Below are 15,287 nucleotides of genomic sequence, written 5' to 3' on the forward strand. Positions count from 1 at the left end.
CATGCGTCGCTACCTGTTCGCCGGCTTCCTGCCGGCACTCGCCTCGCTGAGCGCGCCGCTGTGCGCCGCCGAGGGGACGACGGGTGCCGCCGCGCCGACGGTGGGCGCCGCTTCCGGCGCCGCCGCGCAACTGGCCCAACTGGTGCTCGGCCTGGGCCTGGTGATCGGCCTGATCTTCCTGCTCGCCTGGCTGGTGCGCCGGGTGCAACAGGCCGGTCCGCGCGGCAACCGCTTGATCCGCACCCTCGCCAGCCAGCCGCTGGGTCCGCGCGACCGGCTGGTGCTGGTGCAGGTCGGCGAGGAGCAGATCCTGCTCGGCCTGACGCCCGGCCGGATCACGCCGTTGCACGTGCTCAAGGAGCCGGTACACCTGCCGGACGGCGAGCCGGCCACGCCGGAATTCGCCCAGCGCCTGCTGGAGCTGCTGAACAAGGACCCCAAGGGCAAGCCATGACTCCGCGCATCTCCCTGGCCGGCGCGCTCGCCGCGCTCTGCCTCCTGTTGCTGGCGCCGTGGCCGGCGCTGGCCGCCGACCCGACATCGATCTCGGCGATCACCGTGACCACCAACGGCCAGGGCCAGCAGGAGTATTCGGTCAGCCTGCAGATCCTGCTGATCATGACCGCGCTGAGCTTCATCCCGGCGTTCGTCATGCTGATGACCAGCTTCACCCGGATCATCATCGTCTTCTCCATCCTGCGCCAGGCGCTGGGCCTGCAATCGACGCCGTCGAACCAGGTGCTGGTGGGGCTGGCGCTGTTCCTGACCATGTTCGTCATGGCCCCGGTGTTCGACAAGATCAACAGCCAGGCCCTGCAGCCCTACCTGAACGAGCAGATTCCCGCCCAGGAAGCCCTGCAAAAGGCCGAGGTACCGCTGAAGGCGTTCATGCTGGCGCAGACTCGCACCTCCGACCTGGAGCTGTTCGTGCGCCTGTCCAAGCGCACCGACATCGGCAGCCCGGAGGCGACGCCGCTGACCATCCTGGTCCCGGCCTTCGTCACGTCCGAGCTGAAGACCGCGTTCCAGATCGGCTTCATGATCTTCATCCCGTTCCTGATCATCGACCTGGTGGTGTCCAGCGTGCTGATGGCGATGGGCATGATGATGCTGTCGCCGCTGATCATTTCCCTGCCGTTCAAGATCATGCTGTTCGTCCTGGTGGATGGCTGGGCGCTGATCATCGGGACGCTGGCGGGCAGTTTCGGCACCGTCTAGCGGTGCCGCCGGCTTGACGCGCCGCTGGCGCGCTGGAGAGAGACATGACCCCTGAGGTGGCACTCGACCTGTTCCGCGAGGCGTTGTGGCTGACGGCGATGATCGTCGGCGTGCTGGTGGTTCCGAGCCTGCTGGTCGGTCTAGTGGTGGCGATGTTCCAGGCCGCCACCCAGATCAACGAACAGACCCTGAGCTTCCTGCCGCGCCTGATGGTGATCCTGCTCACCCTGATCGTGCTGGGCCCCTGGCTGCTGCGGCAGCTGATGGAATACACCCAGACGCTGATCGGCAACATCCCGCTGCTGATCGGCTGATGCTGGAGCTGACCAACGCACAGATCGGCGGCTGGATCGCCAGCTTCGTGCTGCCGCTGTTCCGGGTCGCGGCGCTGCTGATGACCATGCCGGTGATCGGCACCCAGCTGGTGCCGGTGCGGGTGCGCCTCTACCTGGCGCTGGGCGTCTGCGTGGTGCTGGTGCCGAACCTGCCGCCGATGCCGCAGGTGGACGCGCTGAGCATGAAGGCCATGCTGCTGATCGGCGAGCAGATCCTGGTCGGCGCCTTGCTCGGCTTTTCCCTGCAGTTGCTGTTCCACGCCTTCGTGATCGCCGGGCAGATCATCTCGATGCAGATGGGCCTGGGCTTCGCTTCCATGGTCGACCCGGCCAACGGCGTCTCGGTGCCGGTGCTCGGCCAGTTCTTCACCATGCTGGTGACGCTGCTGTTCCTGGCGATGAACGGCCACCTGGTAGTGTTCGAGGTGATCGCCGAGAGCTTCGTCACCCTGCCGGTGGGCGAGGGCCTGAGCGGCAACCATTTCTGGATCATCGCCGGCAAGCTCGGCTGGGTGATGGGCGCAGCGCTGCTGCTGGCGCTGCCGGCGATCACCGCGCTGCTGGTGGTGAACCTCGCCTTCGGCGCCATGACCCGCGCGGCGCCGCAACTGAACATCTTCTCCATCGGCTTTCCATTGACCCTGGTGCTGGGCCTGGTGATCCTCTGGATCGGCACCGCCGACCTGCTCAGCCAGTACCAGGTGCTGGCCGGCGAGGCCCTGCAATTCCTCCGTGAACTGGTGCGGGCGAGGTAGCCATGGCCGAGAGCGAGAGCGGGCAGGACAAGACAGAGGAACCCACGGAGAAACGCCGCCGCGAGGCGCGCGAGAAAGGGCAGTTGCCGCGTTCGCGGGAGCTGAACACCCTGGCCATCCTCATGGCCGGCGCTGGCGGCCTGCTGATCTACGGCGCCGACCTGGCGGGCGCCCTGTTGCGCCTGATGCGCAGCAATTTCGAGCTGTCCCGGGAAACCGCGATGAATACCGAGAGCATGCTGCAATTGCTCGGCGCTTCGGCCTACCTGGCGGCCCAGGGGCTCTGGCCGATCCTGCTGATGCTGCTGGTGGCGGCGATCGTCGGGCCGATCGCCCTCGGCGGCTGGCTGTTCTCGATGGACGCCCTGCAACCCAAGTTCAGCCGGCTCAACCCGCTGTCGGGGCTGAAACGGATGTTTTCCGCCAAGTCGCTGCTCGAACTGAGCAAGGCGCTGATCAAGTTCCTGGTGGTGCTGGCGGTGGCCCTGCTGGTGCTCTCCGCCGACCGCGACGCCCTTCTGGCCCTGGCGCACCAGCCGCTCGAGCAGGCGATTCTGCACAGCGTGCGGGTGGTCGGCTGGAGCGCCTTCTGGATGGCCTGCAGCCTGCTGCTGATCGCCGCGGTGGACGTGCCCTACCAGATCTGGGACAACCGCCAGAAGCTGCTGATGACCAAGCAGGAAGTGCGCGACGAATACAAGGACTCCGAGGGCAAGCCCGAGGTCAAGTCGAAGATCCGCCAGATGCAGCGCGAGATGGCGCAGAGACGGATGATGGCGGCGGTGCCGGAGGCCGACGTGGTGATCACCAACCCGACCCACTTCGCCGTGGCCCTGAAGTACGACCCGGCGGGCGGCGGGGCGCCGCTGCTGCTGGCCAAGGGCAACGATTTCCTGGCCCTGAAGATCCGCGAGGTGGCCCAGGAGCACAAGGTGATGGTCATGGAGTCGCCGGCGCTGGCGCGAGCGGTGTACTACTCCACCGAGCTGGACCAGGAGATTCCCGCCGGGCTCTATCTCGCCGTGGCCCAGGTGCTGGCCTATGTCTACCAGCTCAAGCAGTACCAGGCCGGCAAGGGCAAGCGGCCGAGCCCGTTGAAGGACCTGCCGATCCCGCCGGACCTGCGTCGCGACGAGTGACCGGGCTGGAGCTGCGTGCCGCGCTGTGGCAGCCTTGGCCGATACCCGCTCGGGATGAGAGCTTTGCCGTTCATGGATCGAACCCTGTCTGATCGTATTTTCCCGCCTGTCCTCCTGTTGCTCGCCCTGGCCTGGCTGCTGCCCTGGATGCCTGCGCACGCCGAAGCGCCGGCGGAATGGGTCGCCTTGCCCCTGTCGGAGCGGGTGGTGGATGCCACCCACACGCTGGACGAGGCGACGCGCCAACGCCTGGTGGAGAAGCTCGAGGCGCTGGAGCGGCGACGCGGCGCGCAGATCGCGCTGGTGATGCTGCCGACTACCGGTACCCTCGATATCGAAGCCTTCTCCGACAAGCTGTTCCAGGCCTGGAAGCTCGGCCGCAAGGCGGTCGACGACGGTCTGCTGCTGGTGGTGGCCAAGGATGACCGGCGCATGCGCATCGAGGTCGGCTACGGCCTGGAGGGTGCGGTGCCCGATGTGGTCGCCGGACGGATCATTCGCGAGCGGATGGCCCCGGCATTTCGCGAGGGCGACTACGCCGGCGGGATCGAGGCCGCGGTGGACGAGCTGATCCGCCTGGTCGACGGCGAAACGCTGCCGGCGGCTGCGTCGTCGTCGGGTACGCCGGAGGTCTCGCTGGGGCCATTGCCGGCGGAAGCCTGGGCGCTGCTGGTCGCTTTCATCTACGGAGCGCTGGCCGGAGTGCTGTTGAGTGCCCGGGCGCTGCGCTGGCCCTGGCTGCTCGGCGGGGCGCTGCTCTGCTGGCTGCTGGGCACGCTGGCCGGCGCTTCCGGCGAGTGGATGAGCGTGCTGCTGGTGGCTCCGCTGTGCATGCTGGTCGGCGGCGCGACCTTCGGCGCGCTGTGGACGGTGCGCCCGGCCTTCTACCTGGTGATCGGCGTACTGGTCTATGTAGCCCTGCTCGGGCTGGCGGCGCATTGGTTCAGCGCGGTGTCCTTCATCTACGGCCTGCTGTGGCCGGCCGGGGTGCTGATGCTGGCGGTTCTCTGCTGGTCGAACTACCGCCTGATGCGCTCGCTATGGCGCGAGCGGCGGAAAAGTTTCCACCGCCGACTGTGGGCGTTGCTGGCGGCCTACCTGCTGCTCGGATTGCTGTCCGGTGGTCTGGACGCACCGCTGGTCTGGCTGGCCCTGCTACCGTTCCAGCTCATGCTCGGGCTGCTGGTGTTCGGCCAGGTACGCCTGAGTGGGGGTGGTGGAGGCTCGTCGGGAAGCTCCGGCGGCGGTTCCTCCTCCTCTTCCTCCTCGTCGTCCGGCGGCTTTTCCGGGGGCGGTGGTTCCAGCGGCGGAGGCGGTGCCTCGGGCAGTTGGTAATGGGTTCCCATTCATTTCATTCGGAGACAAGGATGTCTGCAATCACGCGTTATCTCGCCATGCTTCGGCTGTTCGGCATGCTGCTCTGCGCCGCCGCGATTCCCTCCGTTGCCACCGCGACGGTGCCGGTCACCGTCGCGGTGGCAGCGTCCGATGTCGAGGAGGAGGCCGTGGAGGCATCGGCGGTCGGCGCCGAGGCCGAGGCAGCGCGCGATGCGGGCTACGAGTCCGCGGAGGTTCCGGCGCCGGCGCGGCGGGTGACCGACCTTACCGCGACCCTCGACGCCGCCGAGCGTGCCCGCCTGGAAGCTTCGCTGGCCGCGCTGGAGGCCCGGAAGGGTGCCCAGGTAGCGATCCTGATGGTGCCCAGCACCTATCCGGACAGCATCGAGGCCTATGCGACGCGGGTCTTCGAGGCGTGGAAGCTGGGGCGCAAGGGGATCGATGACGGCGTCCTGGTGCTGGTGGCGAAGGACGACCGGCGCATGCGCATCGAAGTCGGCTATGGCCTGGAAGGAACGATCACCGACATCGATGCCGGGCGGATCATCCGCGAATACATGACCCCTGCGTTCCGTCAGCAAGACTACGCCGGCGGCCTGGAAGCGGCGGCGCAGCGCCTGGTACGACTGATCGACGGCGAGGCGTTGCCGCCGCCGCCGCGCGACCCGCTGGAGCCCGGCGCGGTACGGCAGACCCTGGCTATCGCATTCCTGCTCGGCGCTCTCGGCGGGGTGGCGCTGCTGGTACGCCCGCGCGCCTGGTACTGGACCCTGGGTGCGGTAGTGGCGCTCGCTGCGGCGCTGGCGCTGGGGCGACACTGGCCAGCATGGGCGATGGTGGCGCTGGCGGAGATGGTGGCGGTCCTGGGCGTCGGCTTCGGCGCCTTGCTCAAGTATTCGCGCGGTGCCCGCTGGTTCTTCGCCATTCTTGTGCTCTATGCGCTGGGGCTGTTCTGGGCCTACGGCCGTTATGGCCTGCCGGTGCTCCATTACGGATTGGCCGTGCCGCTTTCGCTGGGGCTGACCCTGCTGATGCTGGCCGGTGCCTGGCAGGGGCTGCGCAGAGGACGGCGCTGGGCCTACCTGCCGGGCCTGCTCGGCCTGCTGCTGACCCTGGCCCTGGAGTGCCTGCTGTTGCTGGTGGACGACCCGCTGAACAGCATCGAGGCGTTGATCATCCTGCCCGCCGCTTGCCTGCCGCTGCTCATCGGTTGCAATTTCAGCGCCGGCGGCTCGGGGGGAGGGCGTCGGCGCGGCGGCGATTACGCTAGCTCATCGGGGTCCTCGTCTTCCTCGTCGTCGAGTTCGTCCAGTTCGTCTTCGGACTCGTTCTCCGGCGGCGGAGGCTCGAGTGGCGGCGGTGGCGCCTCCGGCAGTTGGTGATTGGCGAAAACCCTTTTTCAATCAATGAATTGAAAAGTTGGAACGGTTCCTGCAATGACCCGCCCGACGCGCATTCCGGCGTCAAAAGTTTGTTCGGCGCCCACCTACGGGCGCCATACGCAGGGCAGGGGAGTCGAGAGTGGATCGCACGCAACTGATCAGCAATGTGCGCAGCAACCTGGCGGGGCTGGGTCGCGGCAGCCTCGGCGTGCCGATCCTGCTGCTGGCCATGCTGGCGATGATGACCCTGCCGATCCCGCCATTCCTGCTGGACGTGCTGTTCACCTTCAACATCGCCCTGTCCATCGTCGTCCTGCTGGTCTGCGTGTACGCCCTGCGGCCGCTGGACTTCGCCGTGTTCCCGACCATCCTGCTGGTGGCGACCCTGTTGCGCCTGGCGCTGAACGTTGCCTCGACCCGCGTGGTGCTGCTCCACGGCCACGACGGCCATGGCGCCGCAGGCAAGGTGATCCAGGCCTTCGGCGAAGTGGTGATCGGCGGCAACTACGTGGTCGGGGTGGTGGTGTTCGCGATCCTCATGATCATCAACTTCGTGGTGGTGACCAAGGGCGCCGGGCGGATTTCCGAAGTCAGCGCGCGCTTCACCCTGGATGCCATGCCCGGCAAGCAGATGGCCATCGACGCCGACCTCAACGCCGGCCTGATCGAGCAGGAGGAAGCCAAGAAGCGCCGCAGCGAGGTGGCCCAGGAGGCCGACTTCTACGGTTCGATGGACGGTGCCAGCAAGTTCGTCCGCGGTGACGCCATCGCCGGCCTGCTGATTCTCTTCATCAACCTGATCGGCGGCGTCGCCATCGGCATGATCCAGCATTCGATGTCCTTCGGCGACGCCGGCAAGGTCTACGCCCTGCTGACCATCGGTGACGGCCTGGTGGCACAACTGCCGTCGCTGCTGCTGTCGACCGCGGCGGCGATCATGGTGACGCGGGTCTCCAGTTCCGAGGACATGGGCCAGCAGGTCAACCGGCAGATGTTCGCCTCGCCCAAGGCGCTGGCGATTTCCGCGGCGATCCTGATCGCCATGGGCGCCGTGCCGGGCATGCCGCATGTTTCCTTCATCGGCCTCGGCGCCCTGGCCGGCGCTGCTGCCTACTGGATCTGGCACCGGCAGAACAAGGCCAAGCAGGTCGCCGAGCAGGAGGTACAGCGCCAGCAGGAGCTGCTGCCGGCGCAGCGTGCCCAGGAGGTCAAGGAACTGGGCTGGGACGATGTCACCCCGGTGGACATGGTCGGCCTGGAAGTCGGCTACCGGCTGATCCCGCTGGTCGACCGCAACCAGGGCGGGCAACTGCTGGCGCGGATCAAGGGCGTACGCAAGAAGCTGTCCCAGGAGCTGGGCTTCCTGATGCCCTCGGTGCACATCCGCGACAACCTCGACCTGCTGCCCAACGCCTACCGCCTGACCCTGATGGGGGTCAGCGTGGCCGAAGCGGAGATCTATCCCGATCGCGAGCTGGCGATCAACCCCGGCCAGGTATTCGGCAGCCTCAACGGCATCGCCGGCAAGGACCCGGCCTTCGGCCTGGAAGCGGTATGGATCGAGCCCGGCCAGCGCGACCAGGCGCAGTCGCTGGGCTACACCGTGGTGGATGCGAGCACCGTGGTCGCCACTCACCTGAATCAGGTGCTGCACAAGCACGCCCACGAGCTGCTGGGCCATGAAGAAGTGCAGCAGCTCCTGCAATTGCTCGCGCGCAGCTCGCCGAAGCTGGCGGAAGAGCTGGTGCCGGGGCTGATTTCCCTGTCCACCCTGCTCAAGGTCCTGCAGGCGCTGCTCCAGGAGCAGGTGCCGGTGCGCGACATCCGTACCATCGCCGAGGCCATCGCCAACGTCGCTCCGCGGAGTCAAGATCCCGGCGCGATGGTCGCCGCGGTTCGCGTCGCGTTGTCCCGCGCAATCGTGCAAAGCATTGTCGGGCTTGAGCCGGAGCTGCCTGTGATCACGCTCGAGCCGAGGTTGGAACAGATTTTGCTGAACAGCATGCAGAAGGCCGGACAAGGCTCCGAGGACGGCATGTTGCTGGAGCCGGGAATGGCCGAGAAGCTGCAACGCTCGCTGATCGAGAGCGCGCAACGCCAGGAGATGCTCGGTAAGCCGGCGATCCTGCTGGTTGCCGGGCCGATCCGCTCGATGATGTCGCGCTTCGCGCGGATGGCGGTGCCCAGCATGCATGTGCTGGCCTACCAGGAAATCCCGGACAACAAGCAAGTCACCATCGTCGCGACGGTGGGGCAGAACTGAACGAGGGCTGCGCCGGCTCCAGGGCCGGCACACCGGGCAACCTGAGGTTGCCGGCAAGACTACTGAACTGAGGGGTTCGGGCAATGCAAGTCAAACGCTTCTTCGCCGCCGATATGCGTCAGGCCATGAAACTGGTCCGCGACGAACTGGGTCCGGACGCCGCGATTCTCGGCAACCGCCGGGTCGCCGGCGGCATCGAGCTGACCGCGGCGCTGGATTACCAGGCCCCGCCGGCGCCGAGCAAGCCCAACCCGGCGCTGGAAGTGGAGCTGCGCAAGACCCAGGCGCGGATCGCCGAGGCGCGCGCCGAATTGACGGCGCGTCCGGCGGAAAACCAGCGCAAGGACCGTCAATTGTTCGCCGAGGAGAAGCCGGCGCGTCCGTCCCTGGCCGAGTCCATGACGGCGGCGCAGGCCAAGCCCCAGGCGGGCGGCCAGACCCTCGAGGCAATGCGTTTCGAACTGAACGGCCTGCGCGAGCTGATCGAGGTACAACTGGGTTCCATCGCCTGGGGCCAGTTGCAGCACCAGCGTCCGCAGCAGGCCAATCTCTGGCGGCGCCTGCAGCGCATGGGCTTGCCGGCGGAGCTGAGCAAGCCGTTGCTGGAGCGGGTCGCCGCGGTGGGCGATACGCGCCAGGCCTGGCGCATGCTGTTGGCGCACCTGTCGCGTGCCGTGCAGACCCCCGAGCAGGACCCGCTCGACGCGGGCGGCGTACTGGCCCTGGTCGGCCCGGCAGGCGCCGGCAAGACCACCACCCTGGCGAAGATGGCCGCGCGCTACGTCCTCAAGTACGGCGCCCAGAGCCTGGCGCTGGTGAGCATGGACAGCTACCGGATCGGCGCCCAGGAGCAGATCAAGACCCTCGGTCGGATCCTCAACGTACCGGTGACCCTGGTCGATCCCGGCCAGTCGCTGATCCAGGCCCTGGCGCCGCTGGCGCGCAAGCGCATGGTGCTGATCGATACCGCCGGCCTGCCGGCCAGCGACCCGGCATTGCGCATGCAGCTCGAGGCACTGGCGTCGCCGAGCCTGAACGTGAAGAATTACCTGGTGATGGCCACCACCAGCCAGAGCCAGGTGCTCAAGTCGGCCTACCAGACCTATCGGCACTGCGGGCTGGCGGGTTGCATCCTGACTAAGCTGGACGAGGCGGGCAGCCTCGGTGAATCGATGGCGCTGGCTATCGCCCAGCGTCTCCCGGTAGCCTATCTGGCGGATGGGCCGCGGATTCCGGACGACCTGCAGGTGGCGCGCAGTCACCAACTGGTCAGCCGGGCGGTGAGCCTGCAGGCACCGGAAGAGCCCAGCGAGGACGCCATGGCCGAGATGTTCGCCGGGCTCTACCAGCAACCGGCGCGGCGTGCCGGCTGAGGACGTGGGAAGAACCGCGCGTGGCGCGGGTGACGGAAGCGAAGGTGGCTTCCGCCGGGCCGGGAACGATGGCGCATCATTCCCGCCAATACCGGAGAGCGCTGGAAGGGGCGTTCCGGGAAGACGACAACACAAGGTATGAAGCAGATGGGTAGCATGCATCCCGTACAGGTGATCGCAGTAACTGGCGGCAAGGGCGGCGTCGGCAAGACCAATGTGTCGGTGAACCTGGCACTGGCTCTGGCCGATCTCGGCCGTCGCGTCATGCTGCTGGATGCCGACCTCGGCCTGGCCAACGTCGACGTCCTGCTGGGACTCACGCCCAAGCGCACCCTGGCCGACGTGATCGAGGGACGCTGCGAACTGCGCGATGTCCTCCTCCTCGGTCCCGGTGGCGTGCGCATCGTTCCCGCGGCCTCCGGCACGCAGAGCATGGTGCACCTCTCGCCCATGCAGCATGCGGGGCTGATCCAGGCGTTCAGCGATATCAGCGACAACCTCGATGTCCTGGTCGTCGACACTGCCGCCGGAATCGGCGATTCGGTGGTCAGTTTCGTCCGCGCCGCGCAGGAGGTGCTGCTGGTCGTCTGCGACGAGCCGACCTCGATCACCGATGCCTACGCCCTGATCAAGCTGCTCAACCGCGACCACGGCATGACTCGCTTCCGGGTCCTGGCCAACATGGCCCACAGCCCGCAGGAAGGACGCAACCTGTTCGCCAAACTGACCAAGGTCACTGACCGTTTCCTCGACGTCGCACTACAGTATGTAGGTGTCATCCCTTACGACGAGTCGGTACGCAAGGCCGTGCAGAAACAGCGAGCCGTATACGAGGCATTCCCCCGCTCGAAGGCGTCCCTGGCCTTCAAGGCGGTCGCGCAGAAGGTCGACAGCTGGCCGCTGCCGGCCAACCCGCGCGGGCACCTGGAGTTCTTCGTCGAACGACTGGTCCAACACCCCGCGACAGGTTCGGCCGTATGACAGCGGCCTCTGGAGTGCGTATGTATAGCAAGGCGCAAGCGCAGAACTCCCAGGAGCAACTGATCCAGCGTTACGCACCACTGGTCAAGCGCATCGCCTATCACCTGCTCGGCCGCCTGCCGGCCAGCGTGCAGGTGGAGGACCTGATGCAGGCCGGCATGATCGGCCTGCTCGAGGCCGCGAAGAAATACGACGCCGGCAAGGGCGCCAGCTTCGAGACCTATGCCGGCATCCGCATCCGTGGGGCCATGCTCGACGAGGTCCGCAAGGGCGACTGGGCGCCGCGTTCGGTGCACCGCAACACGCGCATGGTGACCGACGCGATCCGCGCGATCGAGGCGAGAACCGGACGCGACGCTAAAGATCACGAAGTTGCTGCCGAACTCCAATTGAGCCTCGAAGATTACTACGGCATCCTCAGCGACACGCAGGGCAGCCGCCTGTACAGCTTCGACGACCTGTTGCAGGACGGCGAACATGGATTGCCGGAAGACACCAGCCTCAGTCACAACGAACCGATCCACGGCCTGCTCGACGAACGTTTTCAGGCGGCCCTGGCGGATGCCATCGCCAAGTTGCCGGAGCGCGAGCGCCTGGTGCTGGCGTTGTATTACGACGAGGAACTCAACCTCAAGGAGATCGGCGAGGTACTGGGCGTCAGCGAATCGCGGGTCAGCCAGTTGCACAGCCAGTGCGCCGCGCGTTTGCGTGCGCGCCTGGCCGATTGGCGGTCGGCCTGAACCGGCCTCGACCGCAGCTTGTAACCGTTAACGCAAAAGAATGTGTGGCGCGTCCCCTGGGGCGCGCTCTGGTCTGTACGGAGGTTTACTTGGACAAGAACATGAAAATTCTCATCGTGGACGACTTTTCCACGATGAGACGCATCATCAAGAACCTCTTGCGGGACTTGGGCTTCACCAATACCGCCGAGGCCGACGACGGCACCACGGCGCTGCCGATGCTGCACAGCGGCAATTTCGACTTTCTCGTCACCGACTGGAACATGCCGGGCATGACCGGCATCGATCTGCTGCGCGCGGTTCGCGCCGACGAGCGCCTCAAGCACCTGCCGGTGCTGATGGTCACCGCCGAGGCCAAGCGCGACCAGATCATCGAAGCGGCCCAGGCCGGGGTCAACGGCTATGTGGTCAAACCCTTCACCGCTCAGGTCCTGAAGGAAAAGATCGAGAAGATTTTCGAGCGGGTCAACGGCTGAAGCCGGCCAAGAGGGTGTCATGGTGCTTGGTAACGATTCCACGGGCGACGAATTCGAATCGACCCTGAAAAAACACGCGCGCGAACTGGTGGACTGTCTCGAACGGGGGCACTTCCAGCAGGCGGTGCAATTGATCCAGGAGCTCAGCCAGGCCAGGGACCGTGGCCTCTACCAGGAAGTGGGCAAGCTGACCCGCGAACTGCACAACGCCATCGTCGATTTCCAGATCGACCCGCATTCCCCCCACGCGCAGGAAATGTCGCAGATCGCCGATGCCACCGATCGTCTTTCCTACGTGGTGGAAATGACCGAGAAGGCCGCCAACCGGACCATGGACCTGGTGGAGCAGAGCGCCCCGCTGGTCAACCAACTGGGCGACGATTCGCGGGAGCTGCACCAGGAGTGGCAACGCTTCATGCGCCGGGAAATCGACGCCGACGGCTTCCGCGAGCTGGCCAAGCGCATCGAACAGTTCCTCGTGCGCAGCGGCGAGAACGCCGGCCAGTTGTCCTCGCAGCTCAATGACATCCTGCTGGCGCAGGATTACCAGGACCTGACCGGCCAGGTGATCAAGCGTGTCACCAAGCTGGTCACCGAGGTCGAGAGCAACCTCGTGAAGCTGGTCTGGATGGCCGGCCAGGTGGACCGTTACGCCGGAATCGAGCACGACCACGTGAGCATGCGCCACCAGGCCGCGCTGGAGCGTTCGGCCAAGGGCGAGGGGCCGCAGGTCGCCGCGGAAAAACGAGAGGATGTGGTGTCCGGGCAGGATGACGTGGACGATCTGCTGTCCAGCCTGGGTTTCTGACCCGCCCGGCTCAAGACTGCGGCATCGCTGCCGTTAAGTAAGCATTGAACGCTGGCATCCGCGGGCTGCCGGCACAGCCTTCGTCATGCCGATGATCCCGGCGGGCGGGCTGAAGTCGGTCCGGAAAGCCGGGCCGGTATTTCCGGCAGGACAGCGGTCCTGCCGATCCTTTCGAGTAACACGTCTCTGGGAGCAGCCGAATGAGCTTCGACGCCGATGAAGAAATCCTCCAGGACTTCCTGGTTGAGGCCGGCGAGATTCTCGAGCAATTGTCCGAGCAACTGGTCGAGCTGGAGAGCCGGCCGGACGACATGGACCTGCTCAATGCCATTTTCCGTGGGTTCCATACGGTCAAGGGCGGTGCCGGCTTCCTCCAGCTGAACGCGCTGGTGGAATGCTGCCACATTGCGGAAAACGTCTTCGATATCCTGCGCAAGGGCGAGCGGCGCGTCAGCTCCGAACTGATGGATGTGGTGCTGCAGGCGCTGGATACGGTCAACGCGATGTTCGACCAAGTGCGCGAGCAGTCCGAACCGACCCCGGCGACGCCCGAACTGCTGGCGGCCCTTGCCCGCCTGGCCGAGCCCGAGGGCGCCGCGCCCGCGGAACCTGTGCAAGCGCCGCCAGCGGCCGTTCCGCCAGCCGAGCCTGCGGCGCCGCCGGAAGCGCCCGCGCAGAGTGCCTCCAGCGATATCACCGACGACGAGTTCGAGCAGTTGCTGGATGCTCTCCAGGGCGACGAAGCGCCGGCCTCCGCCGTTGCAGAAGCGCCCGCGGCTCCCGCTGGCGACGAGATCAGCGACGCCGAGTTCGAGGCGTTGCTCGACCAGTTGCACGGCAAGGGCAAGTTCGTCCCGCCGGCGGTCTCGGCCGAGCCTGCGCAAGTCCCCGCCGAGGCGGTCGAGCCGGCCGCGGCTGCCGCTGGTGACGATATCAGCGACGACGAGTTCGAGGCGCTGCTCGACGAACTGCACGGCAAGGGCAAGTTCGGCGATGTCCCGGAAGCCGCCGGCACACCCGCCGCACCGGCTGCCGCGGCTCCAGCGGCTGCGCCGGCGGAGCCGGGCAAGGCGCCGGCCGCCGCGGGCGGCGATGAGATCAGCGACGACGAGTTCGAGTCGCTGCTCGACGAACTGCACGGCAAGGGCAAGTTCAACGGCGCCTCCGAGGCCGTGGCGGCCGCCGCGGCGGTAGCCAAGAACATCGCGGCGAAGAGTCCCGCGGCGAAACCGGTCGCTCCGGCCAAGGCCGCCGCCGCGCGTCCGGCGGCGCCCGACAGGCCGGCGGCGAGCGAGGCGGAGACCACCGTGCGGGTGGATACGGCGCGTCTCGACGAGATCATGAACATGGTCGGCGAGCTGGTGCTGGTGCGTAACCGCCTGGTGCGCCTGGGCCTGAACAGTGGCGACGAGGCCATGGCCAAGGCCGTGGCCAACCTCGACGTGGTCACCGGCGACCTGCAGATGTCGGTGATGAAGACTCGCATGCAGCCGATCAAGAAGGTCTTCGGCCGCTTCCCGCGCCTGGTTCGCGACCTGGCGCGGAACATGAAGAAAGAGATCAACCTGGAGCTGGTGGGCGAAGAGACCGACCTCGACAAGAACCTGGTCGAGGCCCTCGCCGATCCGCTGGTGCACCTGGTGCGCAACGCCGTCGACCACGGCATCGAGAGTCCGGAGGAGCGCGAGGCCGCCGGCAAGCCGCGGGTCGGCCAGGTGGTGCTGTCAGCGGAGCAGGAGGGTGACCACATCCTCCTGATGATCACCGACGACGGCAAGGGCATGGACGCCGAGGTGCTGCGCAACAAGGCGGTGGAGAAGGGCCTGCTGGAGCGCGATGCGGCGGACCGCCTGACCGACCTGGAGTGCTACAACCTGATCTTCGCCCCGGGTTTCTCGACCAAGACCGAGATTTCCGACGTGTCCGGCCGCGGCGTCGGCATGGACGTGGTGAAGACCAAGATTTCCCAGCTCAACGGCACGGTCAACGTGTTCTCGCAGAAGGGGTCCGGCTCGAAGATCGTCATCAAGGTGCCGCTGACCCTGGCGATCATGCCTACCCTTATGGTGATGCTGGGCAGCCAGGCGTTCGCCTTCCCGCTGGTCAACGTCAACGAAATCTTCCATCTTGACCTGTCGCGCACCAATGTCGTGGATGGCCAGGAAGTGGTGATCGTCCGCGACAAGGCCTTGCCGCTGTTCTACCTCAAGCGCTGGCTGGTGCCGAGCGCGGCCCACGAGGAGCAGGGCGAGGGGCACGTGGTGATCCTGTCGGTCGGCACCCAGCGCATCGGTTTCGTCGTCGACCAGTTGGTGGGACAAGAAGAAGTGGTGATCAAGCCACTCGGCAAGATGTTGCAGGGCACCCCCGGCATGGCGGGCGCCACCATCACCGGGGACGGGCGCATCGCCCTGATCCTCGATGTGCCGAGCATGCTCAAGCGTTACGCACGGCGCATCTGACGCCGCGTATGGGTTTC

The 15,287-nt window shown here is 66.7% G+C and carries 14 protein-coding genes; all 14 read left to right on the forward strand.

Annotated features, from left to right (window positions below; all coding sequences use genetic code 11):
* Position 1 precedes the first annotated feature (1 nt).
* The 14 genes from fliO (at position 2) to AC4OR5_RS13745 (ending at position 15,270) form a co-directional block, all read left to right on the forward strand.
* Positions 2 to 454, forward strand: coding sequence for a flagellar biosynthetic protein FliO (fliO, locus tag AC4OR5_RS13680; RefSeq protein ID WP_003083051.1), 453 nt, complete (start codon positions 2 to 4; stop codon positions 452 to 454).
* Positions 451 to 1,218, forward strand: a complete 768-nt coding sequence (gene fliP / locus AC4OR5_RS13685; protein WP_003083052.1) for a flagellar type III secretion system pore protein FliP — start codon at positions 451 to 453, stop codon at positions 1,216 to 1,218. Before fliO ends, fliP begins: the two co-directional genes overlap by 4 nt.
* 44 nt (positions 1,219 to 1,262) lie before the next feature.
* A complete protein-coding gene (gene fliQ / locus AC4OR5_RS13690; RefSeq protein WP_003083053.1) occupies positions 1,263 to 1,532 on the forward strand; it encodes a flagellar biosynthesis protein FliQ in 270 nt (89 codons plus the stop codon).
* Complete coding sequence (gene fliR / locus AC4OR5_RS13695) at positions 1,532 to 2,308, forward strand: flagellar biosynthetic protein FliR (protein ID WP_003133221.1); 777 nt, start codon at positions 1,532 to 1,534, stop codon at positions 2,306 to 2,308. The genes fliQ and fliR overlap by 1 nt, the downstream gene beginning before the upstream one ends.
* 2 nt (positions 2,309 to 2,310) lie before the next feature.
* On the forward strand, positions 2,311 to 3,447 hold the full coding sequence (gene flhB, locus AC4OR5_RS13700) for a flagellar biosynthesis protein FlhB (RefSeq protein ID WP_003083056.1): 1,137 nt from the start codon (positions 2,311 to 2,313) through the stop codon (positions 3,445 to 3,447).
* A 72-nt stretch (positions 3,448 to 3,519) separates the two neighbouring features.
* Positions 3,520 to 4,782, forward strand: a complete 1,263-nt coding sequence (locus AC4OR5_RS13705; RefSeq protein WP_058160346.1) for a TPM domain-containing protein — start codon at positions 3,520 to 3,522, stop codon at positions 4,780 to 4,782.
* A 32-nt stretch (positions 4,783 to 4,814) separates the two neighbouring features.
* Complete coding sequence (locus tag AC4OR5_RS13710) at positions 4,815 to 6,167, forward strand: TPM domain-containing protein (RefSeq protein WP_043104697.1); 1,353 nt, start codon at positions 4,815 to 4,817, stop codon at positions 6,165 to 6,167.
* A gap of 139 nt (positions 6,168 to 6,306) precedes the next feature.
* A complete protein-coding gene (gene flhA / locus AC4OR5_RS13715) occupies positions 6,307 to 8,430 on the forward strand; it encodes a flagellar biosynthesis protein FlhA (protein WP_003087100.1) in 2,124 nt (707 codons plus the stop codon).
* 83 nt (positions 8,431 to 8,513) lie between these two features.
* Positions 8,514 to 9,803: a flagellar biosynthesis GTPase FlhF gene (gene flhF, locus AC4OR5_RS13720; RefSeq protein ID WP_003087102.1), complete on the forward strand. Its 1,290-nt coding sequence runs from the start codon at positions 8,514 to 8,516 to the stop codon at positions 9,801 to 9,803.
* Positions 9,804 to 9,941: 138 nt separating this feature from the next.
* Positions 9,942 to 10,784: a flagellar synthesis regulator FleN gene (fleN, locus tag AC4OR5_RS13725; protein ID WP_003083064.1), complete on the forward strand. Its 843-nt coding sequence runs from the start codon at positions 9,942 to 9,944 to the stop codon at positions 10,782 to 10,784.
* Complete coding sequence (gene fliA / locus AC4OR5_RS13730) at positions 10,781 to 11,524, forward strand: RNA polymerase sigma factor FliA (protein WP_003083070.1); 744 nt, start codon at positions 10,781 to 10,783, stop codon at positions 11,522 to 11,524. Before fleN ends, fliA begins: the two co-directional genes overlap by 4 nt.
* 101 nt (positions 11,525 to 11,625) lie before the next feature.
* The gene (locus tag AC4OR5_RS13735; RefSeq protein WP_003083073.1) at positions 11,626 to 12,000 is read left to right on the forward strand and encodes a chemotaxis response regulator CheY; all 375 of its coding nucleotides are present in this window, start codon (positions 11,626 to 11,628) and stop codon (positions 11,998 to 12,000) included.
* Positions 12,001 to 12,019: 19 nt separating this feature from the next.
* On the forward strand, positions 12,020 to 12,808 hold the full coding sequence (locus tag AC4OR5_RS13740) for a protein phosphatase CheZ (RefSeq protein WP_003083075.1): 789 nt from the start codon (positions 12,020 to 12,022) through the stop codon (positions 12,806 to 12,808).
* Positions 12,809 to 13,008: 200 nt separating this feature from the next.
* Positions 13,009 to 15,270: a chemotaxis protein CheA gene (locus tag AC4OR5_RS13745; protein WP_033989342.1), complete on the forward strand. Its 2,262-nt coding sequence runs from the start codon at positions 13,009 to 13,011 to the stop codon at positions 15,268 to 15,270.
* The last annotated feature ends 17 nt before the right edge of the window (positions 15,271 to 15,287 follow it).

This window comes from Pseudomonas sp. YA1 (assembly GCF_058680555.1).

Coding starts and splice junctions, on each gene's coding strand:
- fliP (WP_003083052.1), top strand. CDS start 451: ATGACTCCGCGCATCTCCCTGGCCGGCGCGCTCGCCGCGCTCTGCCTC.
- fleN (WP_003083064.1), top strand. CDS start 9,942: ATGAAGCAGATGGGTAGCATGCATCCCGTACAGGTGATCGCAGTAACT.
- AC4OR5_RS13710 (WP_043104697.1), top strand. CDS start 4,815: ATGTCTGCAATCACGCGTTATCTCGCCATGCTTCGGCTGTTCGGCATG.
- AC4OR5_RS13735 (WP_003083073.1), top strand. CDS start 11,626: ATGAAAATTCTCATCGTGGACGACTTTTCCACGATGAGACGCATCATC.
- fliQ (WP_003083053.1), top strand. CDS start 1,263: ATGACCCCTGAGGTGGCACTCGACCTGTTCCGCGAGGCGTTGTGGCTG.
- AC4OR5_RS13740 (WP_003083075.1), top strand. CDS start 12,020: ATGGTGCTTGGTAACGATTCCACGGGCGACGAATTCGAATCGACCCTG.
- flhB (WP_003083056.1), top strand. CDS start 2,311: ATGGCCGAGAGCGAGAGCGGGCAGGACAAGACAGAGGAACCCACGGAG.
- AC4OR5_RS13745 (WP_033989342.1), top strand. CDS start 13,009: ATGAGCTTCGACGCCGATGAAGAAATCCTCCAGGACTTCCTGGTTGAG.
- fliO (WP_003083051.1), top strand. CDS start 2: ATGCGTCGCTACCTGTTCGCCGGCTTCCTGCCGGCACTCGCCTCGCTG.
- fliR (WP_003133221.1), top strand. CDS start 1,532: ATGCTGGAGCTGACCAACGCACAGATCGGCGGCTGGATCGCCAGCTTC.
- fliA (WP_003083070.1), top strand. CDS start 10,781: ATGACAGCGGCCTCTGGAGTGCGTATGTATAGCAAGGCGCAAGCGCAG.
- AC4OR5_RS13705 (WP_058160346.1), top strand. CDS start 3,520: ATGGATCGAACCCTGTCTGATCGTATTTTCCCGCCTGTCCTCCTGTTG.
- flhF (WP_003087102.1), top strand. CDS start 8,514: ATGCAAGTCAAACGCTTCTTCGCCGCCGATATGCGTCAGGCCATGAAA.